At 60.8% G+C, this 25037-nt stretch carries 20 protein-coding genes and 2 tRNA genes; 19 read left to right on the forward strand and 3 right to left on the reverse strand.

Going from position 1 to position 25037, the window contains the following annotated elements; translation table 11 throughout:
* Positions 1-92: 92 nt before the first annotated feature.
* The 9 genes from DW943_RS01685 to DW943_RS01725 all read left to right on the forward strand — a co-directional run bounded on the left by DW943_RS01685 (position 93) and on the right by DW943_RS01725 (position 9765).
* Complete coding sequence (locus DW943_RS01685; RefSeq protein WP_117861998.1) at positions 93-983, forward strand: YitT family protein; 891 nt, start codon at positions 93-95, stop codon at positions 981-983.
* A gap of 207 nt (positions 984-1190) precedes the next feature.
* Positions 1191-2021: a transketolase gene (locus DW943_RS01690; protein ID WP_035137416.1), complete on the forward strand. Its 831-nt coding sequence runs from the start codon at positions 1191-1193 to the stop codon at positions 2019-2021.
* A gap of 1 nt (position 2022) precedes the next feature.
* Positions 2023-2964 (forward strand): transketolase family protein, encoded by a 942-nt coding sequence (locus DW943_RS01695; RefSeq protein WP_117843070.1) that lies wholly within the window; start codon positions 2023-2025, stop codon positions 2962-2964.
* A gap of 451 nt (positions 2965-3415) precedes the next feature.
* Positions 3416-4636 (forward strand): cell division ATP-binding protein FtsE, encoded by a 1221-nt coding sequence (gene ftsE / locus DW943_RS01700; protein WP_117775818.1) that lies wholly within the window; start codon positions 3416-3418, stop codon positions 4634-4636.
* Positions 4623-5543: a permease-like cell division protein FtsX gene (gene ftsX / locus DW943_RS01705; RefSeq protein ID WP_117861999.1), complete on the forward strand. Its 921-nt coding sequence runs from the start codon at positions 4623-4625 to the stop codon at positions 5541-5543. Before ftsE ends, ftsX begins: the two co-directional genes overlap by 14 nt.
* A gap of 135 nt (positions 5544-5678) precedes the next feature.
* A complete protein-coding gene (locus DW943_RS01710) occupies positions 5679-7814 on the forward strand; it encodes a ribonuclease R family protein (protein ID WP_117862000.1) in 2136 nt (711 codons plus the stop codon).
* Positions 7815-7991: 177 nt separating this feature from the next.
* Positions 7992-8597 carry a recombinase family protein gene (locus DW943_RS01715; RefSeq protein WP_117629497.1) on the forward strand — a complete coding sequence of 202 codons (606 nt, stop codon included), beginning with the start codon at positions 7992-7994 and terminating at the stop codon, positions 8595-8597.
* Positions 8598-8701: 104 nt separating this feature from the next.
* Positions 8702-9283 carry a VanZ family protein gene (locus DW943_RS01720; RefSeq protein ID WP_158551657.1) on the forward strand — a complete coding sequence of 194 codons (582 nt, stop codon included), beginning with the start codon at positions 8702-8704 and terminating at the stop codon, positions 9281-9283.
* Positions 9284-9405: 122 nt separating this feature from the next.
* Positions 9406-9765 (forward strand): arsenate reductase family protein, encoded by a 360-nt coding sequence (locus DW943_RS01725; RefSeq protein WP_117583016.1) that lies wholly within the window; start codon positions 9406-9408, stop codon positions 9763-9765.
* A gap of 72 nt (positions 9766-9837) precedes the next feature.
* Here DW943_RS01725 and DW943_RS01730 read toward each other — a convergent pair whose 3' ends face one another.
* The gene (locus tag DW943_RS01730) at positions 9838-10248 is read right to left on the reverse strand and encodes a hypothetical protein (protein WP_117629499.1); all 411 of its coding nucleotides are present in this window, start codon (positions 10246-10248) and stop codon (positions 9838-9840) included.
* Between the two features lie 266 nt (positions 10249-10514).
* Between DW943_RS01730 and DW943_RS01735 the strand changes: the two genes are divergently transcribed.
* The 6 genes from DW943_RS01735 (at position 10515) to DW943_RS01760 (ending at position 13102) form a co-directional block, all read left to right on the forward strand.
* Positions 10515-10588 (forward strand) — tRNA-Gln (locus tag DW943_RS01735).
* Positions 10589-10605: 17 nt separating this feature from the next.
* Positions 10606-10682 (forward strand) — tRNA-Glu (locus tag DW943_RS01740).
* 97 nt (positions 10683-10779) lie between these two features.
* Complete coding sequence (locus DW943_RS01745) at positions 10780-11697, forward strand: hypothetical protein (protein ID WP_117862001.1); 918 nt, start codon at positions 10780-10782, stop codon at positions 11695-11697.
* On the forward strand, positions 11687-12157 hold the full coding sequence (gene smpB, locus DW943_RS01750; RefSeq protein ID WP_006235325.1) for an SsrA-binding protein SmpB: 471 nt from the start codon (positions 11687-11689) through the stop codon (positions 12155-12157). The genes DW943_RS01745 and smpB overlap by 11 nt, the downstream gene beginning before the upstream one ends.
* A 208-nt stretch (positions 12158-12365) precedes the next feature.
* The gene (locus tag DW943_RS01755) at positions 12366-12869 is read left to right on the forward strand and encodes a flavin reductase family protein (RefSeq protein WP_055251877.1); all 504 of its coding nucleotides are present in this window, start codon (positions 12366-12368) and stop codon (positions 12867-12869) included.
* An 89-nt stretch (positions 12870-12958) separates the two neighbouring features.
* The gene (locus DW943_RS01760) at positions 12959-13102 is read left to right on the forward strand and encodes a rubredoxin-like domain-containing protein (protein ID WP_055251878.1); all 144 of its coding nucleotides are present in this window, start codon (positions 12959-12961) and stop codon (positions 13100-13102) included.
* A 307-nt stretch (positions 13103-13409) separates the two neighbouring features.
* Here DW943_RS01760 and DW943_RS01765 read toward each other — a convergent pair whose 3' ends face one another.
* Both DW943_RS01765 and gpmA read right to left on the reverse strand, forming a co-directional pair.
* Positions 13410-14666 (reverse strand): Nramp family divalent metal transporter, encoded by a 1257-nt coding sequence (locus DW943_RS01765; RefSeq protein ID WP_117629562.1) that lies wholly within the window; start codon positions 14664-14666, stop codon positions 13410-13412.
* Positions 14667-14741: 75 nt separating this feature from the next.
* Positions 14742-15515 carry a 2,3-diphosphoglycerate-dependent phosphoglycerate mutase gene (gene gpmA, locus DW943_RS01770; RefSeq protein WP_117862002.1) on the reverse strand — a complete coding sequence of 258 codons (774 nt, stop codon included), beginning with the start codon at positions 15513-15515 and terminating at the stop codon, positions 14742-14744.
* A 705-nt stretch (positions 15516-16220) separates the two neighbouring features.
* Here gpmA and gltB point away from each other — a divergent pair.
* The 4 genes from gltB to DW943_RS01790 all read left to right on the forward strand — a co-directional run bounded on the left by gltB (position 16221) and on the right by DW943_RS01790 (position 24741).
* A complete protein-coding gene (gltB, locus tag DW943_RS01775) occupies positions 16221-20918 on the forward strand; it encodes a glutamate synthase large subunit (RefSeq protein ID WP_117862003.1) in 4698 nt (1565 codons plus the stop codon).
* Between the two features lie 5 nt (positions 20919-20923).
* Entirely contained in the window at positions 20924-22405 is a 1482-nt protein-coding gene (locus DW943_RS01780) for a glutamate synthase subunit beta (protein ID WP_117862004.1), read from the forward strand.
* Between the two features lie 352 nt (positions 22406-22757).
* Entirely contained in the window at positions 22758-23465 is a 708-nt protein-coding gene (locus DW943_RS01785; RefSeq protein WP_117862005.1) for a hypothetical protein, read from the forward strand.
* 199 nt (positions 23466-23664) lie between these two features.
* Positions 23665-24741 carry a hypothetical protein gene (locus DW943_RS01790; protein ID WP_158566053.1) on the forward strand — a complete coding sequence of 359 codons (1077 nt, stop codon included), beginning with the start codon at positions 23665-23667 and terminating at the stop codon, positions 24739-24741.
* Positions 24742-25037 lie beyond the last annotated feature (296 nt).

The raw sequence follows: 25037 nt of genomic DNA on the forward strand, positions 1-25037 counted from the left end.
GGGGTGGTATTTGCTCGGTGAATCGGTAGAATCGAATACAGTAAGAAGTTCAAAGCGCACTCGTTTGGGTGCGCTTTTTTGAGGGAGGCAGCATGGCATATCGTCTGGACATCAAGCGCATTCTTTCGCTGAACTTCTTTCATGACTTGCCCAAGATCATGTTTGGCTGCGCCCTGGCAGCTATCGCGACGGATCTGTTTTTGATTCCCAACGGTCTTGCTGCCGGCGGCGTTACGGGTCTCGCCACGATTATCCAGGCGGTCGGCGCCTCGCATGGCATCTCGCTGCCTGTCGGTATTCAAACCATCGTGATGAATGCCTTGCTGCTGCTGGTCGTTATGCGCGAGGGGGGCATGTTCTACGTGGTCCAGACGGCGACGGGCTTTGTGCTGCTGGGCTTCTTCACCGACCTGTTCGCTCCGTTTGTGGCGCCGCTGGCACATGCCGACCTGATGCTGCCCGCTATGTGGGGCGGCATTATCACGGGCATCGGGTATGGCATGGTGTTGCGCGCCGGTGCCAACACTGGCGGCTCTGACACGATTGGCCAAATCATCTCGCGTAATACCTCGCTGCCCGTGGGCTCGACCGTCATGGCGATCGATGTTGCCGTATGCGCGCTGTCGGCTCCGGTCTTTTCAATCGAAAATGCACTATATGCAGGCCTTTCGATGGTCATTAGCGGCTACGTGATCGATGCCGTGGTCGATGGTGGCAACAAACGCCGTATGGTACTCATCATCTCGGACAAGTTCCCTGATATCGCTGCCGATATCATGTATGGCCTGGGTCGTGGTTGTACCAAGTTTAAGGCGACTGGCATGTATTCGGGTGCCGAGAAGCCGGTGATCATGGTCATCGTGAACCGTCGAGAGCTCAATACCCTCAAGACGATCGTGCGCGAGCGCGATCCTCACGCCATTGTGACGGTCGCCGACGTTACGGAAGCTTTCGGCGAGGGATTCAAGGACATTAGCGCGTAGGGCCGACCGCGTCCCATCCAAAAGACGTTCACATTGATAAACCGTTTCATCAGCGGTTCTGCCTGCTAAATTGTTCAAATAATGATAAAAACTCTGGTAAAGCCATCAGTTTCCAGCATAATGAATGACGTACGTGCATTGCGGCTGTGTTGGGATTACCTTCGGTGCCGTGCGCATTTTGTCTAATGAGGATGAAAGGAAGGCACAATGAGCGACGAAGAGCTCAAAAAGGTTGCCAACGAGGTAAGGAAGGGCATCGTCACCGGCGTGCACGCTGCCAAGTCCGGCCATCCGGGCGGTTCGCTCGGCGCTGCCGACATCATGACCTATCTGTACTTTGAGGAAATGAACGTCGACCCGGCCGATCCCCGCAAGGCCGACCGCGATCGCTTCGTGCTTTCCAAGGGTCACTGCGCGCCTGGTCTGTACGCCGTGCTCGCCGAGCGTGGGTTCTTCCCCAAGGAGGATCTTGAGACGCTGCGCCACATCGGCAGCCACCTGCAGGGCCATCCCAACATGAACGACACTCCGGGCGTTGACATGTCCACCGGTTCGCTCGGCCAGGGCATCTCCGCCGCCGTGGGCATGGCCGTTGCCGCCAAGCACTGGGGCGATACTTATCGCACGTACGCCCTGCTGGGCGATGGCGAGAGCGAGGAGGGCCAGGTTTGGGAGGCCGCCATGTTTGCCGGCAACCAGCAGCTCGACAACCTCTGTGTGATCGTCGACCACAACGGCCTGCAGATCGACGGTCCCGTCGAGGAGGTCAACGACCCCATGCCGCTCGCCGACAAGTTCCGCGCCTTTAAGTTCCACGTGGTGGAGCTTGCCGACGGCAACGATTTCGATCAGATCCGCGCCGCCTTTGCCGAGGCTCGCGCTACCAAGGGCCAGCCGACCGCCATTATCGCCGAGACCCTGAAGGGCAAGGGCGTGTCCTTTATGGAGAACCAGGTTGGTTGGCACGGCAAGGCCCCCAATGATGAACAGTTTGAGCAGGCCATGGCAGAGCTCACGGCCGCCGGAGAGGAGCTCTAGGATGGCAGACGTCAAGAAAATCGCCACGCGCGTAAGCTACGGCGAGGCCCTCGTCGAGCTCGCCAACGAGCACGATGACTTTGTGGTCCTCGACGCCGATCTGGCCGCCGCCACGCAGACCGGTAAGTTCAAGGCGGCCTGCCCCGACCGCTTCTTCGATGTGGGCATTGCCGAGAGCAACCTGATGGGCGTCGCCGCCGGTATCGCGACCACCGGTCGTGTTGCCTTCGCGAGTACCTTTGCCATGTTCGCTGCCGGTCGCGCCTTTGAGCAGGTTCGTAACTCCATCGGCTACCCGCACCTTAACGTCAAGATCGGTGCCACGCACGCCGGTATCTCGGTGGGCGAGGATGGCGCCACGCACCAGTGCTGCGAGGATATCGCCCTCATGCGCGTTATCCCCGGCATGACCGTGATTGTTCCCGCCGACGACGTGGAGGCCCGCGCCGTGACGCGCGCCGCCTACGAGTGCGACGGCCCCGTGTACATGCGCTTTGCCCGTCTGGCCTCGCCGGTCATCAACGACCCCGAGACCTACAAGTTCGAGGTGGGCAAGGGCATCGTCATGCGCGAGGGCGCCGACGTCACCATCATCGCTTGCGGCCTGATGGTCGGCGAGGCTCTCGAGGCCGCTGAGCAGCTTGCTGCCGAGGGCATCGATGCCGAGGTCATCAACATGCACACCATCAAGCCCATCGATGCCGACCTGATCGTCAAGAGCGCCACCAAGACCGGCCACGTCGTGACCGTCGAGGAGCACTCCGTGATCGGTGGCCTGGGCAGCGCCGTTGCCGATGTTCTGTGCGAGCAGTGCCCGACGCCGCTCAAGAAGATTGGCGTCAACGACACCTTCGGCGAGTCCGGCCCGGGTGCCGAGCTCCTGCACAAGTACGGCCTGGACGCCGCCAACATCGTGGCGACCACCAAGGAGTTCTTGGCATAAGGCAAGACGAGGCAAAGTATCGCGTTGACAACCGCAAACAAGCCAGAACAGGGGCGTCCTCAAAGAGGGCGCCCCTGTTTATGCTGAATTTAAAATAGAGTCCTGCCAAGCAAGGTTCCCATGGGGAAACGGGCCCATCCCAACAAAGTGCAATTCAGACCCTTCCAACTTTGTATGCGCAGCATCTCAAGTTGGTGCGTCGGCCCCATAGTAGCCGCAGGCCGGGCGCAGGGTTACCTCCCAAATCTTTCCGCAGCGCAGGCCGGCGTTTGTCCGCAGCTCCGCAGGAGCAGGACAAATGCCGGCCATGCGCGAGGACGATTTGGGAGGTAACCCTGCGCCCGGCCGGTGGGATCCCAAAGCCCGCCATGCTTCTTATGTGCAGCAAAGCTAATGCTGCTAAAATACAAAGCGCTCATGTAGTTTAAACGCACGACGATAAGGAGCACCAGTGGGTAACCACTTCCGTACCTCCGGTGCGGGCGATGATGCCCCCAAGACGCAGACAGGCGTCCAGGGCAGTCGTTTCGCCACTCCGGATTCAGAGGGCCAGCCTGTTGCTCAGGCCCCCACTCAGCCGGCAGATCAGGCACAGCCGGCATCCGATCCCTTTGCCTACAATCCCACCAGCGATGTCGCGCTTTCCGGCACGGCGGGTTTTGAGCCCGTTCAGGCTGTGACCGCTCGCGTGGAGCAGCCTCAGGCTGGCGCCGCCGCGCCGCAGCCTAGCATGGCCGGCATTCCCGACCCCATGGCTCCTGCGACACCGGCTCCTCAGCCTGCGCAGTCCGGCCTCTTTGCCGCTATTCCCGATCCCACGCAGCCTGCTGCCCCGGTGGTCGAGAGCGATCAGGCAGCCGAGGTCGCAAGCCTCGATAACGCGCTCAACAACCCCGATTTTACGTCGGTGTTTGCGCCCATCGATCCGCAGGCCAGCCGCAAGAAGATGGCCAAGCAGGCCGGTGTCGAGCCCGTCATCCTTATGGAGCATGTCACCAAGATCTATCCGGCACAGCCCAACAAGCCTGCACTCGACGACATCAACATCGAGATCTATCCGGGCGAGTTCGTCTTCCTGGTCGGTCATTCCGGCTCGGGTAAGACCACGCTGCTGTCGACGCTCAACCGCGACGTCAAGCCGACGAGCGGCCGCATCTTGGTTGCCGGTCAGGACCTCATGAAGATCAAGAACCGCAAGGTTCCGTTCCTGCGCCGCCAGATTGGCGCCGTGTTCCAGGACTTTAAGCTTCTGCCGCAAAAGACCGCCTACGAAAACGTGGCGTTTGCCCTGCAGTGCATCGGCAAGCCCAAGGGCGTCATTCGCAGCCAGGTGCCGGAGGTGCTGCGTCTGGTCGGTCTGGCCGATCAGATGGATTCGCTGCCCGACCAGCTTTCCGGTGGCGAGCAGCAGCGCGTCGCCGTCGCCCGCGCTATGGTCAACCGTCCGCCGCTGCTGATCTGCGACGAGCCCACGGGCAACCTCGACCCGGCGATCTCGCTGGGCATCATGAAGCTGCTCGAGCGTATTAACCGCACCGGCACCACCGTGATCGTCGCCACGCACGACCGCGAGATGGTCGATAGCATGCACCGTCGCGTGATCGCCCTCGAGGGCGGCCACGTTATCCGCGACCAGGAGAGGGGAGGTTACGGCAACTATGGCACCAACTAACGTGGGCTACTCGCTCAAAGAGGCAATGAGCCACTTCTTCCGTAACTGGACCACCTCGCTCGGCGCCGTCATCACGATCTTCCTTTCGCTGTTTATCATCGGCCTGTTCATCATGGGTTCCGCGATGCTGAACTCCGTGATCGGCACCGTCGAGGATCAGGTTGTCATTAACGCCTTTATTAGCGATGACGCCGATCAGGCAGACGTTCAGGCTTTTGAGGCCGAGCTTAAGACGTGGAATAACGTCAAGTCCGTGACCTATAAGGACAAGGACGACGCGCTGGCCGAGTATACGAGCAAGATGTCGGGCAACGCCGACGCCACCATGAGCGCGCTCGATGGCCAGAACCCGCTGCCGGCTTCGTTTGCAATTGAGATGGACGATCCGTCCAAGGTCGAGAGCACGGCCCAGAAGCTCAAGAAGAACACCGACTTCCAGAAGATCGCGGATGACGGCGACGTCAACGCGAGCGTGCTGTACGGCCAGGAGGAAGTGAGCCGCCTGTTCCAGGTGACCAACTACATCCGCATCGCCGCCGTGGTGCTCGTTGGCCTTCTGACCTTTATCGCATTCATCTTCATCAACAACACGATTCGCCTGTCCATCACGGCGCGTCGTCGTGAGATTGCGATTATGCGTCTGGTCGGCGCCAGCAACGGCTTCATTCGCGGCCCGTTTATCACCGAGGGCGTACTGCAGGCCATTTTGGGCTCGCTGCTTTCCATCGGCGTTCTGGAGCTGCTGCGCAATCTGATGATTCCGCGTTTGCAGGAGAGCATCGGCTGGATGTCGTTTGCCCTGCCGATGCAGTACTACCTGGTGACCTATGCTGCGCTGATTCTGGTCGGCGTGATTATCGGTCTCTTTGGTTCTGCCATCGCCATGCGCCGCTACCTGCGCGTGTAGGCATGCCTGGAATTCATCCCTTCCAACGGGTCGTCTCTTGCGGGGCGGCCCGTTTTTTGATCCCTAGGGGACGGCAGGAAAACGGATCATTTGGGTAGACTCTTTGGAGTTCGTCATCGATAGTTAGGAGGCGCCATGGGGCGCAATAACAAGCATAAGCGCGGTGCCCGCAATAAGCGTGGGCCGGTGCGCAGCGAACGCCGTCCGAGCCTGACCGGGCGCGTGCAGCTCCATGAGCATGGCGCCTATGTCATAACCGAGAGCGGCGACTACAAGGTTATGGGCCGCGGTAAGCGCGAGATCATGGATGGTGATACCGTTGCCGTGAGCATTAAGAACAGCCCGCACGGTGAGCGGCGCGCCGTGATCGAGGGCGTGGTTGAGCGCGCAGCCATAAGCGTGGTGGGTACGTACCAGACCGCTGGTCCGCTCGGTGTGATCGAGCCGCTCGATTCGCGCCTGAAGGCCGACTTCTTCATTCTGCCCGAGGATACCTCGGCGGATCGTCTGGGCGTCCACCCGGGTGATGCCGTTGTCGCGCGCATTTTGACCTACCCGACGCGCCTGGAATCGGGCACCGTGACGATCGAACGCCGCATTGGCGGAGATGACGCGCCCGATTTGGGCGTTCAATACGTGATGGCGCGTTACGGCTATACCGATAGCTATCCCGAGGCCGCGCTGGACGAGGCCGAGGGACTTTCGCTCGATGTGTCCGCGGCGCTTAAGGACCCGCTCCGCCGCGATCTGCGCGACCGCTTTGTCATCACGATCGACCCGGTCGACGCGCGCGACTTTGACGATGCCATTTCGCTTGAGCGCACGCCCGAGGGTGGCTACAAGCTGGGTGTGCATATCGCTGACGTTTCTCACTATGTGGCTTGGGACGGGCATATCGATCTTGAGGCTCGCCATCGTACGACATCGGTGTATCTGGCCGATCGCGTGCTTCCCATGCTGCCCGAACGCCTGTCCAATGACCTGTGTTCGCTTCGCCCTGACGAGGACCGTCTTGCGTTTACCGTCGATATCGAGCTCGATGAGCAGGGTCGCGTGCGGCATTACGATCCGTACCCCAGCGTGATTCGCTCGCGCGTGCGCATGGACTATGATGGCGCCGAGGCACTGCTGGTGCGTGCCGGCGCGGTGGAGTATTCGGTGCTGGAGGGTGCCGCCGAGGATGTTGCGGCTGCCGAGGCCTCGCGCGAGGAGGCGCTTGAGCGTGGGCTTGCATGCGAGGAGGCAGCCCGCGGCTATAACGTCGACCTCGGTGATTTTTTGGTTGCCGCCAACGAGTTTGCGGAGCTCCGCCGCCGCATTCGCCGCGCACGCGGTTCGGTCGACTTTGATACGGCCGAGATCCGCGCGCTCTTGGACGAGGACGGTGTGCCCGTGCAGATCGTGGCCCGCGAGCGCTCGTGCGCCACGTCGCTGATCGAGGAGGCCATGCTGCTCGCCAACGAGTGCGTGGCCGAGTGGCTGGCCGACCGCGACATTGAGGCTTGCTATCGCGTGCACGATGATCCCAGTCCCGATAGCCTGCACGGCGCCGCCGTGGCGCTGGCGCAGCTGGGCATCATCGACGACCGCCGTGCGGCTGGTATTGCCTTGGGAAGTCCCGATGAGCTGCAGGCTGCGGTTGACGCCGCGGCTGGCACGGCCAACGCGCCACTTGTCAATACACTGCTGTTGCGCAGCATGCAGCGCGCGCTGTACAAGCCGCGCAACGAGGGCCACTTTGCGCTCGCCGCGCCGTGCTACTGTCACTTTACGAGTCCCATCCGTCGCTACCCCGATCTGGTGGTGCACCGCGTGCTCAAACTGCAGTTGGCCTATGAGCAGCTCGGCGGCAAGGACGCCCTGGTCCGTACACCGCGGCTGATCGGCAAGGGGCGCGAGTCGCTGCCGCGCATTCTGCCGCAGATCTGCCGCGCATGCAGCGATGCCGAGCGCGCGGCAGATGCCGCTAGCCATGCGACGCAAAAGATCAAGATTGCCCAGTACTATGAGGATCGCCTGGGCGAGCGCTATGCCGGAACGGTCTCATGGGTCAGCAGCATGGGCCTCTTTGTGCGCTTGGACCTGACGCAGGTCGAAGGCTTGGTTTCGATCAAGAGTCTGGGCAACGAGTGGTTCGAGTTCGACGAGGATGCGCTTACGCTGACGGGCGCCGACACGGGGACTCGCTATGAACTGGGCCAGCGCGTGATTATCGAGGTTTCGCGCGTCAATACCACGCGTGGGCACTTGGACTTTAAGCTTATCCATTAGCCAAATCTCGACTCATGGCGGGAGAGCGGAGGGCGGTCTTTCGGGGCCGCCCTCCGCATTTGGATCATAGCTACCTTGCCGTCCGCTCGGCCGCCCGCTTACCTGCTATTCGAGAGGTAAAACCTACCAAAATAAACCTGTCCCTTTTTGGCAGGTTTACAAGAAAGCGGGGATGAGATGGCGACGGTGTATGGTTATGCGCGGGTGAGTTCGCGCGATCAGAATCTAAATCGGCAGCTGGATGCGCTGGGCGCCTATGGCGTGGGCTCGGCGAATATTTATGCCGACCATGCGAGCGGCAAGGACTTCGATCGCCCGCGGTATCGCGAGCTGCTGCACATCCTGGGAGACGGGGACGTGCTGGTGGTGCTTTCTATCGACCGGCTTGGCCGTAATTACTCCGAGATTCTTGAGGAATGGCGACGCATTACCAAGGAGCTCGGGGTTGCCATTGTGGTGTTGGACATGCCATTGCTTGACACGCGCGCCAGGGCCAGCGGCGCGCCGGATGTGACCAATACCCTGATTGCCGATATTGTGCTACAACTGCTGAGCTACGTGGCGCAGGTGGAGCGCGAGAATATTCATCGGCGCCAGGCGGAGGGGATTGCAGCGGCGCGGGCGCGAGGGGTCCGTTTCGGTCGACCTCGCAAGCCGTGCCCTCCTCAGTTTGAGCTGGTGCGCGATAGCTATGAGGCGGGCGATATTACCCGCAGCCAGGCGGCAAAGTGCTTGGGCGTGTGCGTGGGGACGTTCGATCGCTGGATGCGCGAGGCGGGGTAGGGGTTTGCGTCGCTTTGTCGCTTCCTGTTGCGATTCAAATTTTGATACGGTGACGATGCCATTTGGGGCTACACTCGCTGATATTCAAAAAAGGAGGTAGGCCCTTGGCGCGCGTAAAACAAATAATCGGATGGACCGCGATCATTCTGTTCGCTGCAACGCTGGCGGGCATCTGGGTGCTGACGGAGCAAAATGCGGTGGAGACGTCGTTGCTGAGCGAGTCCACCGCGCGCGTGGTGGAGGGTCAGGCTACGGGCGTTCAGGCTGCCGATGTCGCGGGTGAAGCTCAGACCGAGAACGGGATGACCGGGGGCACCGATTCGGCTGCTTCGAATGTCCGGTCTGGCCGACTTGCTTCCATTCGCATGTGGGTGGGCACGAACGTCCGTCGCGTTGCCCATACCGTAGAGTTTTTCTTCGTCGGATTGTTCGCCTCGGTGGTCGTGGTTTGCTTTTCCAGGCGTCCTTGGAGCGTATGCTCCCGTTGCGTGCCCGTGTTGCTCTTTTGCGCCGTCTGCTCCGTTGGCGATCAGGTACATAAGATCTTTGTTCCCGGCAGGCATTTCGACGTTATCGATTTAGGATTCGATGCTGCGGGCTATGTCACCGCCATGCTGTTGGTATTGCTGGCAGCGGCGTTGGTGCGCTATGCGACTCGGCCGATCGGCGCCCATGCGAGGCGCTAGCCTTAAGACGAGACATCGCGACTGCCTATGCTTCGACATTGGCTACAATAACGGCTGCAATCGCGAGTGGTCGTCGATGTGCAGTTTTCCGGACACCTGTTTTCTCTAAGAAAGGAAATCCCATGACCGTACTGTTTGTTGAATATCCCAAGTGCTCGACCTGTAAGAAGGCCAAGGCATGGCTGGACGAACACGGGGTAGAGTATATCGACCGCGATATCGTTTTGGACAATCCCACGGCTGATGAGCTTGCGACCTGGATTGCTCGTTCGGGACTGCCGGTGCGGCGCTTCTTTAATTCGTCGGGCATGAAATATCGAGAGCTGGGCCTGAAGGCGCGTCTAGATGCGGGCATGACGGATCGGGAGTGCTACGAGCTGCTGGCGACCGACGGCATGCTGGTCAAGCGTCCGCTGTTGGTGGGCGACGACTTTGCGATTCCCGGCTTTAGGGAAGCAGCTTGGACCGAGGCGCTGCTGTAGCGGCTGCGGAAAGTGCGACCCGTTTTGAGCGCTCGGGGTGGGACGTGTTTTCCATCGGAGGGCTCGCTCGGCTCAATCCTTGAGCTGTGCCCATTCGTGCGGACCGTAGACCTTTACGTGCTTGTTGGGCTTGCCGCTCCAGTACTCCTCGTCCATAAAGGGCAGATATGCCTGAACACCGGGGCAGATAAAGGGAATCCGCTGCTGTTGCAGTCGCTCGCGTTGGCGCTGCTCCAGGTGCGCCTCGGATATGACAGTCGGCATACCGGACAGCTCGACGAGGCTTGCCTGGATTCGCTTAAGGTCGGGGAGTCCCGCGTGCCATGACATCCGCATGATCAAAAAGGATGCACGGCGGTATTTTGCCTGCATCACCGTGATGGCGGGGCGCAGGGTGGGATGGATTTTGTCCCGTTCGGGCCAAAGGTCAGCAGTGATCTCGAGGCCCAGGGTCTCCCATAGGTAATCAAGCTCTTCGTCCATGGCGCCTCGATATCTACGTGATCATTGATACTTCGATTGTGTTGCCTGGTGCTATCGTTTTCGCGGTAGAATCTGCCAACGGTTGACGGCTACCGCTCGCGGCGTTTTGCCCTTCGTGTGCAGCGGTCGACTTCACAGGTCCTTCACGTGTCGGCCGTATTTGACTGAATTTCAAAAAAGTCAAAATTAGGGCTTGCGTCACGGCGGGACTTCCCGTATATTTCTTTCTTGCGCAAAGGCACAGCCGAGCGCAGCGATGCAGTCATTGGGATGTCGTCTAATGGCAGGACAGCGGATTCTGGTTCCGTCAATGGGGGTTCGACTCCCTCCATCCCAGCCATTGCATTTGCTACATATGGCCCGTTCGTCTAGCGGTTTAGGACGCCGCCCTCTCAAGGCGGAGATCACCAGTTCGAATCTGGTACGGGCTACCAAAATTGAACGCCCGGGCCTCGTAAGAGACCCGGGTTTTGTGTATTGACCGATATTTAAGGCGCGCGTTGAGTCTGCCGCCCGGACCGAGGAGTTGTCATGGACCTGCCTATCAGCTTGGAAGACATCACGTATGCCGAGAACTATCTGGCGCAGGGCGACCTGGCTACGGCGACGCCGCTGCTTGAGCGTCTGGTGGAGCTCGCCGAGGAGTATATCGACGCTGAGTGCAAGACGGAGGAGAAGCGCCAGTACTTTAGCTTCGACAGCAAGTTTGAGCGCCTGGCCTATCGCCGCGTGGAGAAGGATCCGCGCGAGCTGGTGCAGGTCGAGGTTCCCTTTGACCGCCTGTACTCCGACATGGCGTTTGCCTACATTCGCCAGCAGAATTATGTGAGTGCTCGGAATGCCCTGATGCAGGCCGTGCGTTGGGATCCCATGAACTGCAACTATCGCTTGGACTTGGCCGAGCTGTTCCGCGCGCTCGAGGACAAGCAGGAGTGGGCATCGCTCTCGTTCTCGGTGCTGGAGCGCGCGAGCGACGGTAAGTGCGCCGCACGTGCCTACACCAACTTGGGTCAGTACTTCTTGGAGCCCGAGACCGAGAACATTTCGGCAGCCGTGGGCTGCGCGCGTCTGGCGCTGCGCCTGGCGCCCAATGATGCGCATACGACGCGCCTGCTCAACAAGATCCATACCACCTATCCGGATGCCGCGGACGAGAGTGACGACCATGTGATGGGTGAGCTCGCCCTGCAGGGCGTGCCGACCTCGCCTTCGGCCGAGATCGCCATCTGCCTGATCATGTGCGCGACCGATGCTGCAAGCGACGGCGACAAGCAGGAGGCTACGCGTCTGACGGTGCGTGCTCGCGATTTGGTGGGCGAGGAGGCCTGCGCGGCGATTATCAAGCTGGTGCGCGAGAGCGATGCCGAGCTTAATGCCGAGCGCAGGGCAAAGCGCGAGGCTGCGGGTTCAAACGCCGATGGCGCCAAGGAGGCCGGCGATGCCCAGTAAGCGCGAGCGCAAGCTCATTTCCAAGAATCGCTCGGCACATCACGAGTACTTTATCGATGAGACGTTTGAGTGCGGTATTGAGCTGAGCGGTACCGAGGTCAAGTCGATTCGCGAGCGCGCGTGCCAGATTACCGATACCTTCGCACTGATTCGTGGTGGGGAGTGCTGGCTCGTCGGCCTGCATATCCACCCTTATAGCCATGGTGGCGTGTGGAATCGCGATCCCGACCGTCGGCGCCGTCTGCTGCTGCACCGCAAGGAGATCGACTTTCTTGACGGCAAACTTCGCAACCGCGGCTATGCGCTGGTGCCGCTGGAGCTCTACTTTAATACCGACGGCCGCGTAAAGCTGCTGCTGGGCCTAGGCCGCGGCAAGAAGCTTTACGACAAGCGCGAGGATATGGCCAAGCGCGATGTCCAGCGCGAGATCGACCGCGCCCTCAAGGAGCGCAATCGCTAGGCGTTCTGTATAAGTTGCGGTGGAATACGGACTGTTTTGCCTGTTTGAGGGGCTATTCAGTCCTTATTTCACCGCAACTGCGGGCGTCTCATCTTGCTTATACTGTTTTGACACATATGTCTCAAAGGTGGTGTCCGTTGTGGACGCCGCCTTTTTTGTGGGTACATACATCCATGAGGTTCCAACCCGGGTTAGGGGAGTGATTGTTATGGACAAAACTGCGTTCTTTACCATGCCGAGCGGTCTGTACGTGGTGAGCGCCGCGGCAGACGGGCTGCGCGCCGGCTGCGTCATCAACACTGCGGTGCAGGTGACGTCCATGCCGCCGCGCATTTCGGTTGCCGTGAACAAGGACAACGTCACCTCGGGCGTCATCGCTTCGGCCAAAGCGTTCGCGCTGACCGTGATCGATCAGACCGCCGATATGCTCTACATCGGTAACTTTGGGTTCCGCACCAGCAGCGATTATGACAAGTTTGCCAAATACGAGACCCGCGAGACGGCTCTGGGCATGCCCTATGTGCCCGAGCACGCGGCGGCCCTGTTTAGCTGCCATTTGATCGACACTGTGGATGTTGGCACGCATCTACTGTTTATCGGCGAGGTCGAGGATGCCGAGCGCTTGAGTGACGAGACGCCGCTCACCTACGATTACTACCATAAGGTCCTGAAGGGCAAGACGCCTCCGAAGGCGTCCTCGTATCAAGGCTAGAAATGTTTTAAAAATACTTGCATTATATTATTGAGAATCTATACTGATAAATGAAGTACATCACCAGTCGCGTTTGAGAGGAGAACATCATGGCTGAGGAGAAGAAGACGTATAAGTTCGTGTGCGTCGTTTGCGGTTACGAGGTTGAGGTCGATACGCCCGAGCTGCCCGAGGATTATGTGTGCCCGGTGTGCGGCGTCGGTCCCGATCAGTTTGAGCTCGTCGAGGAGTAGCTCGCAGACACACGGCGAAAGCCGAACATAGCTCTGTCCAAGGGCCTCGGTCGAATTCTCGGCCGGGGCCCTTTTCCTCCGCCCCCAAGGGATCACGGTTGCTGTTGGCCGATCCTGTCTGTTGTGAGTCCGGCCGACCTTTTGTCTCAATCTGTAACATCTAACGGTGGAAATTGGGCCCACTTGTTACATATCGAGACAAACCAAAACCGTCCGGCAGAAGATCTCAATCTGTAACATCTAGACATCGAAAGCGGGTCTAGATGTTACAGATCGAGACGTTTGCCTGAGTAGGTGCCCCGCCCCATTACATCCCTGTCAACAACACGACATCGAGAATCGTCACGATGGCACCGATCCCTACGAGCAGCGCGTTGAGCGGGCGCGAATTGGCATATTTGCCCATGACGCGGCGTGAGCTGGTGAGCCGTATGAGCACAAAGACCGTAATCGGCAGCTGAAGCGACAGCAGCGCCTGACTCCAGATGAGACCTTCAAAAGGATTTGGGACGACCAGGCACGCCGTCACTGCGCCGACGAAACAGGCCGCCACCCCGATCGAGGAATGTCGGTCGTGGATGTCGTATTCCTCGTCGAACATGCCCGCGGTGATGGTGCCCGCCGCCATGCCCGCCGTCACACTACTCGAGAGGCCCGCAAACAGCAGCGCTACCGCAAAGATGGTCGAGCTCGCCGGGCCCAAGATGGGGGAGAGCGTGGCCGCTGCGACGGCGAGGTCGTCTACGACCATGCCGTGCGCAAAGAAGGTCGTTGCGGCAAGGATGACCATGGCCGAGTTGATTGCCCAGCCCACGCCCATCGAAAAGAGCGTGTCGAAGAGCTCGTAGCGCAGACGTTCTTCGATAACCTGCTCGCCTTGGCCTTCGAAGTGCATGGATTGGATGACCTCGGAGTGCAGAAAAAGGTTGTGTGGCATAACGACCGCACCCAGAACGCTCACGATAATCGCGGCAGAGCCAGTGGGCATACTAGGCGTGATCCAGCTTGCGGCGGCTTGCGGCCAGTCGACCTTGACTAGTGCAAGCTCGGCCAAAAACGAGAGTCCTACCACGCCTACGAAGGCGATGATCCAGCGTTCGGCATGCTTGTAGGAGTTCGTCATGAGCATCGCCATCGATACTGCCGCCACGATGACGCAGCCCGCGCGCACGGGCAGCCCAAAGAGCATTTGAAGGGCAATCGCGCCACCCAGGACTTCGGCCATGGCGGTGGCGACAGTCGCGAGATAGGCGCTGGCGAGCACGGCACGTCCCGCGGGGCGGGGCAGGAAGCGAGTCGTGGCCTCGGCAAGACAGGCGCCCGTGGCGATGCCCAAGTGCGCCGCGTTGTGCTGCAGGACGATGAGCATAATCGTGGACAGCGTGACGATCCACAGCAGCGCGTAGCCAAACTGCGAGCCCGCGGCCATATTGGAGGCCCAGTTGCCCGGGTCGATAAAGCCGACGGTGACGAGCAGCCCGGGGCCGATATGCCGCGCAATGTCTAGGCCTCCGTGACCACCGGTGCGTCGGGAGCCAAAGCGTTGTTTGAGATGGTTGAGCATGGTGCGCTCCTGCGTATGGACGGCGTGACGTCGCATCTGGGTCGTGCGGCGCCACGCGTCGGATTTGGGTTGGGGCTACTTGTGCGCTTTGCCCTGATTGGCCACGGCGTCGATCTTGGCGGCGATGGTCGCCGGGTCGCCGATGTAGCGCTTGTCGAGGACGTTGAAATCGGTGTCGAAGGTGTAGACGAGCGGCACGCCGGTGGGGATGTTGACCTTGAGGATCTCCTCGGGCGTGAGGTGCTCGAGCTTCATGACGAGTGAGCGCAGGGAGTTGCCGTGTGCGGCGATGAGTACGCGCTTGCCGGCGAGCATCTGGGGGCGAATCTCGTCTTCGAAATAAGGCCAGGCGCGGGCGATCGTGTCCTTGAGGCACTCGGTATAGGGCAGCTGATCGGGCGCGACATCACGGTATTGCTCCTGGGTGTGGGGATCGCGCGCGTCGTCCGGCTCGAGTGCCGGCGGGCAGACATCGAAGGAGCGGCGCCAGATGAGCACCTGCTCGTCGCCGTGCTCCGCTGCGGCATCGGCCTTGTTGAGACTCTGCAACGCTCCGTAGTGGCGCTCGTTGAGCTTCCAGGATTTGATGACGGGCAGCCACTCGCGATCCATTTGGCCGAGCACGATGTTGAGGGTGTGGATCGCGCGCTTGAGGCGCGAAGTGTAGCAGACGTCAAAGTCGAAACCGGCTTCTTTGAGGGCTCGACCGCCTGCTGCGGCTTCTTCGCGGCCCGTGTCGGTGAGCTCAACATCGGTCCAGCCGGTGAACAGGTTGAGCTTGTTCCACTCGGACTCTCCGTGACGGATGAGGACGAGTTGCATCGTCTGCTGGTCTGCTTGGTGCGCCATAGGGGCCTCCTTGATCTGGCACGGTGTGCGTGCCGTTTGCTTGACGCCGCAAAGGATACCCGTTTTAAGCTTAAAAGTTAACCAAGACTAACAAAATTGTTGTATTTGAATGGGATGGTGAAAGGGGGCTGCCGAAATGTCTCGATCTGTAACAACGAGGGATGGAAATTGGGCCTAGGTGTTACAGATCGAGACAGGAAGAAATGGTCCTATGGAAAATCTCGATTTGTAACAGCTGGCCGCCAAAACCGGCCCTTCGTGTTACAGATCGAGACAAACCAAAACCGCTCCGCAGAAAATCTCAATCTGTAACATCTAGGCGCCAAAATCCGCTCTTCCTGTTACAGATTGAGATGTTTGAAGCGGTGAGCTTACAGGCCGAACTTGGGCGTCTTGTTGCCGCCCTTGAGGCCTGCTGTGTCGAGCCCCATCATGCAAAAGTCCGCATGGCCCTTGTTTCCAGAATGATTCAAAGGGGCCAGATGCATATGTGCCGGCTGTCCCTGCACTAAAACGTGTACGTCAGCCTCCAAAGATGTCAAATTTCGACATGTTTGGGGGCTGACGTACATGTTTGATAGCAAGACGTTGATGGTCGGTGTGCGTTACGCGATTGTTTCGAAACGGGCGGGAAACACAACGATGCCCTGATGCTCCTACTATGCCTATTCAACTGACTGTCTAAATATCTAGGGGAGGATCGCGATGCAGGCAGATTCCGCTCAGCAGCAGGGCCTTTATCGCCCCGAATTCGACCACGATGCATGTGGCATCGGCGCGCTTGCCGATATCAACGGTGAGCGCCATCACCAGATTCTGGACGACGCACTGTCCATTCTGGTCAACTTGGAGCACCGCGGCGGCACGGGACTCGAGAAGAATACCGGCGATGGCGCTGGCATCCTGTTCCAGGTTCCGCATCACTTTTTCCGTAAAGAGGCTCAAAAGTGCGGTCAGATTCTGCCGGCAGAGGGCGACTATGGCGTGGCCATGCTGTTCTTCCCGCAGGACGACAAGGGCGTAGAGGATGCCCGCCGCGTGTTTGAGGAGGGTTGCGCCGAGGCCGGCGTGCCGCTGCTCTTTTGGCGCGAGGTGCCGGTCGATCCGCATGACCTGGGCGAGACAGCCCGCGCCTGCATGCCTACCATCCTGCAGGCCTTTCTGGGGCGCCCCGACGACACGCCGGCGGGCGATGCCTTCGAGCGCCGTCTGTATGTGTGCCGCCGCACCATCGAGAAGAAGGCCGACGCCGAGTTTGCCCTGCGCGACAAGATCTTCTACGTGTGTTCCATGAGCTCGCGCACTATCGTGTATAAGGGCATGCTGGTCGCCACGCAGATGCGCCGCTTCTTCATCGATCTCAACGACGCCGCCGTCAAGACGGCCGTGGCGCTCGTCCACTCGCGCTACTCCACCAACACCACGCCCAGCTGGGAGCGCGCGCACCCTAACCGCTTTATCATCCACAACGGCGAGATCAACACCCTCAAGGGCAACGTCAACTGGATTCGCGCCCGCGAACCCAACCTGTACAGCCCCGTGTTGCAGCACGATCTTGAGCGCGTGATGCCCATCATCAACCGCGAGGGTTCCGACTCCGCGATTCTGGATAACGTGCTCGAATTCTTGGTCATGAACGGTCGCCCGCTCACGCGTGCCGCATCCATGCTGCTGCCCGAGCCGTGGGACCACAACGACAGCCTGAGTGAGGAGCGCCGCGCCTACGACGCTTACCAGTCCATGCTCATGGAACCGTGGGATGGCCCGGCGGCCATCGCCTTTACCGACGGTCGCACGCTGGGTGCCGCCCTCGACCGTAACGGCTTGCGTCCTGCCCGCTACTATGTGACGCGCGACGGTCGCTTTATGCTGGCAAGCGAGGTGGGCACCATCGAGGTGAGCCCCGAGAACATCCTGACGAGCGGCTGCCTGGGACCAGGCCAGATGCTCGAGGTCGACTTTGCCCGCGGTCGCGTCATCTACAACGACGAGCTGCGCGCCCGTTACGCTAAGGAAAAGCCCTATCGCGACTGGATTGCCGAGGAGACGCTGACCGTCGATGCGCTCGACGAGCCCGTTGCGGCAACACCCGCCGAGGACGCCGAGGTGCCTGCCGCCGTGCGTATGGCCAAGCTTGGCTATCGCTGGGATGACGTCGACGAGGTCGTGCGTCCCATGGCCCAGCAGGGCAAGGCGCCGCTCGCCTCGATGGGCATCGATGCGCCGCTGGCCTGCCTGTCCAAGAAGACGCGCTCCTTCTACGACTATTTCTATCAACTGTTCGCTCAGGTCACGAACCCGCCCATCGACGCCCTTCGCGAGCATATGGTCACCTCGACCACGCTCTACCTGGGCAACCACGGCAACCTGCTCGAGGACTCCCGTACGGCCTGCCAGCTGGTGCGCTTGGAGCGCCCGTTGCTCAACGAGGAGGAGTTCGAGCGTATCTGCGCCATCGACCGCGTGGGCTTTAAGACCCGCCGTTTCCGTGCCGTCTACCGCCGTGATGCCGGCGAGGGCGCGCTGCAGGCTGCGCTCAAGCAGCTCGCCGAGGACGTTGAGGCTGCGGTCCGCGACGGCGTGAACATCGTGGTATTGAGCGATCGTGCCGCGGCGGGCGAGGTGCCCGTGCCCTCGCTGCTCGCCGTGGGCTGCGTGCACAACCACCTGATCCGCGCCGGCGTGCGCACCTTTGCCGATATCGTGGTGGAGTGCGGCGATGCCGTGTCTCCGCACGACTTTGCGGCGCTGGTGGGCTACTCCGCAAGCGGCATCTATCCGTACAACGCACATGCGTGCATCCGCGATCTGGCGGCACGCGGCGATCTGGACGTGACGGCCGAGCAGGGCATCGCCAATTACAACAAGGCCGCGACGGCGGGCATCGTCTCCATCATGTCCAAGATGGGCATCTCCACGGTGCAGAGCTACCACTCCGCGCAGATCTTCGAGGCCGTGGGCTTTACGCCGGAGTTCGTCAACGCGTACTTTGCCGGCACGGTGAGCCGTGTGGGCGGTATGGGTGTCGAGGACGTTGAGCGCGAGCAAAACGAGCGCTACGACGCCGCGCTCGCTATCCTTAAGAGCCCGGCACCCGATCAGCTGCCCACGCTGGGTCTGACCAAGTGGCGCCCGCTCGGCGGCGAGGACCACCTCATCGATCCGCAGACTGTCTACTTGTTGCAGACCGCCTGCCGTGAGGACAGCTACGACACCTTTAAGGAGTACAGCGCCCGCCTGCACCGCACCGGTCGTGCCGTGCGCCTGCGCGACTTGCTCGACTTTAATGCCAGCGGCCGCACTCCGGTGGCGCTTGACGAGGTCGAACCCGCGCTCAACATCGTCCGCCGCTTTAACACCGGTGCCATGTCGTATGGCTCCATTAGCAAAGAGGCACACGAGTGCATGGCCATCGCCATGAACCGCCTGCACGGCCGTTCCAACTCCGGCGAGGGCGGCGAGGACCCGCGTCGCGAGACCCCGCTGGCTAACGGCGACTCCAAGAACTCCGCGATCAAGCAGGTGGCAAGTGCGCGCTTTGGCGTGACGAGCCGCTACCTGTGCAGCGCCTTCGAGATTCAGATCAAGATGGCCCAGGGCGCCAAGCCCGGCGAGGGCGGTCACCTGCCCGGCAAGAAGGTCTACCCCTGGATTGCCGAGGTCCGTCAGTCCACGCCCGGCATCGGCCTGATCTCGCCTCCGCCGCACCACGACATCTACTCCATCGAGGACCTGGCAGAGCTGATCTTTGACCTTAAGAACGCCAACCCCGGCGCGCGCGTGTCGGTCAAGCTGGTCAGCGAGGCCGGCGTCGGCACCATCGCCACCGGCGTTGCCAAGGGCGCTGCCGACAAGATTTTGATCAGCGGCCACAACGGCGGCTCAGGTGCCGCTGCTCGCGATTCGATCTGGCACGCGGGTCTGCCGCTGGAGCTCGGTCTTGCCGAGGCCCAGCAGACGCTGCTGCAAAACGGCCTGCGCTCCCGCGTGGTGCTCGAGGCCGACGGCAAGCTCATGGACGGCACCGACGTCGCCGTCGCCTGCTTGCTGGGCGCCGAGGAGTTTGGCTTTGCGACCATGCCACTCATCTCCATGGGTTGCCTCATGCAGCGCGACTGCCAGCAGGACACCTGCCCGGCCGGCATCGCGACGCAAAACTGCCGCCTGCGTCACGGCTTCCGCGGTAAGCCCGAGCACGTCGAGCACTTTATGCTCTTTGTTGCCGAGCAGCTGCGCGAGGTCATGGCGAGCCTGGGCTTCCGCACCGTCGACGATATGGTCGGCCATCCCGAGTGCTTGCGCCAGATTGAGGTCCCGGGCAACCGTAAGGCCAACCTGCTCGATCTGACGCCCGTGCTGGCGAGCGCGACCTGCGAGTTCGGTGCCCACATCCCGGGTGCCGACGGCCGTCACTTCCTGCCGCAGATGGCTGCGGACAGCGAGCTCGACAAGACGCTCGACTCCACGCTGTTTGTGCCCTACACGGCCGACGCTCGCGCGCACCTGCGCCCGATTCGCTTCCATGCCGACATCGCCAACGTTAACCGTTGCGTGGGCACCATCTTGGGCAATGCGGTGACCAAGGCGCATCCCGAGGGCCTGCCCGCCGGCTCCATCACTATCGATTGCGACGGCTCGGCTGGTCAGAGCTTTGGCGCCTTCCTGCCGCGCGGCATTACGCTCAACGTGTGCGGCGACGCCAACGACTACTTTGGCAAGGGTCTTTCGGGCGGCGAGGTGTCGGTGCGCCCCAACCCGCATGCGACCTACAAGTTCGACGAGAACATCATCGTGGGCAACGTTGCGTTCTTTGGCGCTACGAGCGGCCGTGGCTTCATCAACGGCCTGGCAGGCCAGCGCTTTGGCGTACGCAACTCCGGTGCCACGGTGGTGGTCGAGGGTTGCGGCAACCATGGCTGCGAGTACATGACGGGCGGTCTGGCGCTCATCTTGGGCGAGGTCGGGCAGAACTTCGCCGCCGGTATGACGGGTGGCGTGGCCTATGTCTTTGACCAGTACGGCACGCTCAGTGCCCGCGTGAACCACGAGAGCGTGGAGCTCAAGGCCCCGACGGCCGGCGAGCTGGCACAGATTCGCGAGCTCATCCAAGAGCACGTGGACGCGACGCAGAGCCCGCGCGGCATCAAGCTGCTCTACAGCTTTGAGACGATGAGCAAGCACTTCGTGAAGGTCATTCCGACCGAGTACGAGCGTGTGCTGGCGATTGTCGCCGCCGCCGAGGCCGTCGGCAAGACGCATGCGCAGGCAGAGGAGCTGGCGTTTGACATCGTGACCGGTCGCGCGAGCGCTGCGGATCTCGCTCGCTTCGATGCTGCGGGCGGTGCTGCGGGCGCTGCGTCCGTGGCTGCCAGCCCTGTTGCTTCGACCAAGAAGGAGGCGTAAGTGCCATGGGTAAGCCCGGTGCTTTTCTTGATATCGATCGCGTGACCCACGAGCTGCGTCCCGTGGAGGAGCGCAGTCATGATTTTGATCCCCTGTATGTGGAGCTCGATGACGACGCACGTCGCGCCCAGGCGAGCCGCTGCATGATGTGCGGCGTGGCGTTTTGCCAGATGGGCGCGAGCTTTGGCAAGGCACGTCCGAGCGGCTGCCCGCTGCACAACTTGATTCCCGAGTGGAACGAGCTGGTGTACCGCGGCCGCTGGGATGAGGCTGCCGAGCGCCTGTCGCTCACCTCGCCCATGCCTGAGTTCACGAGCCGCGTGTGCCCGGCACTGTGCGAGGCCGCGTGCAACCTGGGCTCGGTCGACGGCCAACCCACGACGATTCACGATAACGAGCGTGCGATCAGCGACCATGAGTGGGCCAACGGCGGCCCACGTCGCTTTGAGCCGGCAGGGGAGGACGCGCCCTCCGTCGCCGTGGTTGGTTCCGGCCCGGCTGGCCTGGTGGCAGCATGGGAGCTTGCACGTCGCGGTGCCCGCGTGACGGTGTTTGAGCGTGACGACCGCCCGGGCGGCCTGCTCATGTACGGCATTCCCAACATGAAGCTCGAGAAGTCCGTGGTCGAGCGTCGCGTGGCGCTCATGCGCGAGCTGGGCATTGTGTTCGAGCTGAGTGCCGACGTTACGAACCCTGCGGTGGCGGCCGAGCTCGATGACTTTGACGCCGTCGTGGTGGCTGCCGGCGCTCGTGCGCCCCGCGGTCTTTCGGCTGCGAACGTGGATGCTCCGGGCGTGGTGTACGCGGTGGACTACCTGACGGCTTCGACCGTCTCGGTGCTCGATGGTAGCGAGCCCGCGGTGAACGCGCGCGGCCTGGACGTTGTGGTCATTGGCGGTGGCGATACTGGAAACGACTGCGTGGGTACTGCCGTGCGTCAGGGCGCGCGCAGCGTGCGCCAGTTTGAGTTCTTGCCGGCTGCGCCCGATAAGCGCGCGGCGAGCAACCCCTGGCCGCAGTGGCCCAACGTTAAGAAGACCGACTACGGCCAGCAGGAGGCTATCGCTGCGATGGGTGGCGAGATGCGTGCCTGGGGCGTTGATACGCTTGAGGTGCTGCTGGACAAGAAGGGTGCGGCTGCGGGCCTGCGCGTGGTCGATCTGGACTGGTCGGCGGGAAAGCCCGAGCGCATCGCGGGCTCCGAGCACGAGGTGCCGGCGCAGCTGGTGCTCATCGCCTGCGGCTTTACGGGTCCCGAGCATGGCGTGTTCGATGCGGTGAACGTACCTGTTGCCACGGCGGGCCGTCCGCTGCCGGTGATGGCTGCCGAGGGCTCGCACCTTGCGGCCCGTGTCGACGGCGTCGTCGCGGATGCCGCACCGGTGTACGTGGCGGGTGATGCCCGCAACGGCAGCTCGCTCGTTGTGAGTGCCATGGCCGATGCCCTGGCCTGTGCAGCCGAAGTCGCCGACGCGCTGAAGCTGTAAAGTAGTCATTTAAGAACGTCCCCAATGACTGGTCATTTTTGTCTAGTCGTTGGGGACACTCTTTGCGAGCGATTTGCTCGTTTGTCGACGTACGGATGTTCATTTGTCGACTTTTTGGGCTGTGGTCACCTGTTGTTTCTGTGGTGGCTGCGGGCATCTGGCTCAAAAGGGTTGGTTGGCCGTCTATGTTTACCTCCGGTTTTGTTGCGGTGCGCATTTTCGGTCAAGCTTTTCGTCAAGTGTTTGGTCAGCATCTGGTTTGCAGCCGGAGGCCTATTTTGCCCGTGCTGGTCGTGGCTGCCCACCCTCCTCGTAAGCTCAAATTGAGGTCCATCAGTTTGAGGAGGATGCCATGACTGACCACGCTTTAGACCGAGCAGAGCTGGCTGAAGCCGTCGGCAACGATATTGCCGACATGGCTCACTTTTGGATGCTGCGGAAGTTTCAATTCCTGGAGCCGGCGCGCGAACAGTTCGAGATCATTGTCGACCCGTGGCTCAGCTATTGCACTGAGCCTTCGCAAAACGAAATCATGGCCTACAACATGGCGTTTACCGATTGGCTGCTGTTTGAGCGCCCCTATCGCCATGGCAAAACGCTGCTCGAGCTGTATGTTGACGAGCCGCCGGCATCGCTTTCGCCTGCCTCGCTCAAGCGGCTCGAGCAGGTACGCGACACGCAGTATTTCTCGCGCTTTGGCATTTTGGACAAGAATCCTGCGTCCGGCATGGTCGTGCTGAAGGACACGCGCACCGATCATCGCTTTGATGTCTACGATCCGCATATCGTGCAGAAGGAGCACTGGAGTGACGGCGCGATTGCGGTGCGCCTCGCCTGCGTCGACGATGTCTGGCTTACGGCGGGACAGCTCTACCTGTATGACATCGCGCGGCTGAGCGATACGGCGGTCGATGGGCCGGGTGCGGTGCATCCGGAGGACCTGCAGGACGGCTTTGACACCTCGTGCATCAGCTTCTTCTTGCGTCTGGTCCGCGACATCATGGGCGCCCGGGGGCGGTACGTAAAGTCGCTCAACATCTACGAGCAGGAGTGGAAGTAGGGGATGGGCAGCTGTCGCCTGCCTTGCCCTCTGTCTTTATGTCTAAATCTGTAACGTTTAGGGGCCTGGAGAACGTCTAACTGTTACAGATCGAGACGTTTGGCACCTGGCTGGGGGGGAATGTCTCAATCTGTAACATCTACAGTCCAAAAATCGGTCTTCCTGTTACAGATCAAGACATTTGTCGGCGGAGGCAACGGTGACGATGGTCCATTTGTCCGATGTGGTGGTGATGGAAGTGTCTAATACCGTTTTCAAGCACAAGCATACGACTCGCAACACGTTGGCGCGGAATAGGATGCTCGCGCGACTCACGGAGGCGACCGAGCAAGGTGCGCTGCTCGCAACGCATGACAATGCCGAGCTCATGTGGCTGCGGCGTCATGTTGGAACCGACGATATCGCGGAGCCCGAGCCGTATTTGTTCTGTTTTCAACATGATTGGGATGCGCTGACGCCGGCGGAGCGAACGCTGCGTACCATCAAAGGGCTTGCAGAGTTTCATCCCGATTGGGCGTTTTGGGGCTATGACGCGGCGCTTTTGTGGGGTCTGGAGGTGCCGAATGATCTGCTTGGGTCGCGTTTTCTTGTTAAGACGGGTTGTTCGGTGACGTTGAGCGGCGGGTGCAGGTTGTTGCGTCCGCAGATGGCGGGCGCACTCGAGCATGTTGATGGCGTGCGGGTGACGTCGTTTTGGCGCACGGTGGAGGATTGCCTACTGCGTGCGCCGTTCTCCTACGGGTTGGCGATTGCCGATTCTGCACTGCGGGCGAAAGGCGTATCACGTGGGGATTTGTGCGAGCGCCTCCGCGCCGATTGCGAGGGCAGGCGAGGGTATCGCAGGGCACAGGTGATTGCGTCGTATGCGGACGGGCTGTCTGAAAACGGCGGCGAGTCTCGGTTCCGAGCATTCTTTATTGCGTACGGCTTTCCGGTTCCGGAGCTGCAGGTGGAGTTTCGCGACCCGCTCGATCCGAGCCAGGTGTTTCGCGTCGACTATTTTTGGCGGCTCGAGGACGGGACGTGTGTCATCGGCGAGCTCGACGGAAAGGGGAAGTACACCTTGCAGAGCGGCGAGGGTCGGGAGTCGGTTGACCCATTCGTGGCAGAGCGTCAGCGGGAATCTCATCTGACAATGCTCGGACATAAGGTGCTGAGGTTTACGTTTGATGAGCTCAAGAACCCAGGGAAGCTGGCTGAAAAGATGAGGCTGGCGGGTATTTCGCAGCGGGCCGATTTGGCTGAGGGATGGAAGCGTCAGTGGTATGGGTGCTAAGGGGTGCAACTGACGCGAATGTGGTTGTTTCTGCCGAGTTTGTCTCGATCTGTAACAACAAGGGGCCGTTTGGCCTCGTAGCTGTTACAGATCGAGACAGAAGGTTGGCTGCCGCTAAAAGATCTCAATCTGTAACATCTAGAGGCCGAAAACCTGTCTACTTGTTACAGATTTAGATGTTTGACGACAGGGCTGGAGAATATCTTAATCTGTAACATCTAACGGCCAAAAACCGCTCTAACTGTTACAGATCGAGACAAAGGTTGGACGCGGTGCCGAAAGATCTCGATCTGTAA

It is taken from the genome of Collinsella sp. AM44-11 (assembly GCF_003467145.1).
GTDB lineage: Bacteria > Actinomycetota > Coriobacteriia > Coriobacteriales > Coriobacteriaceae > Collinsella.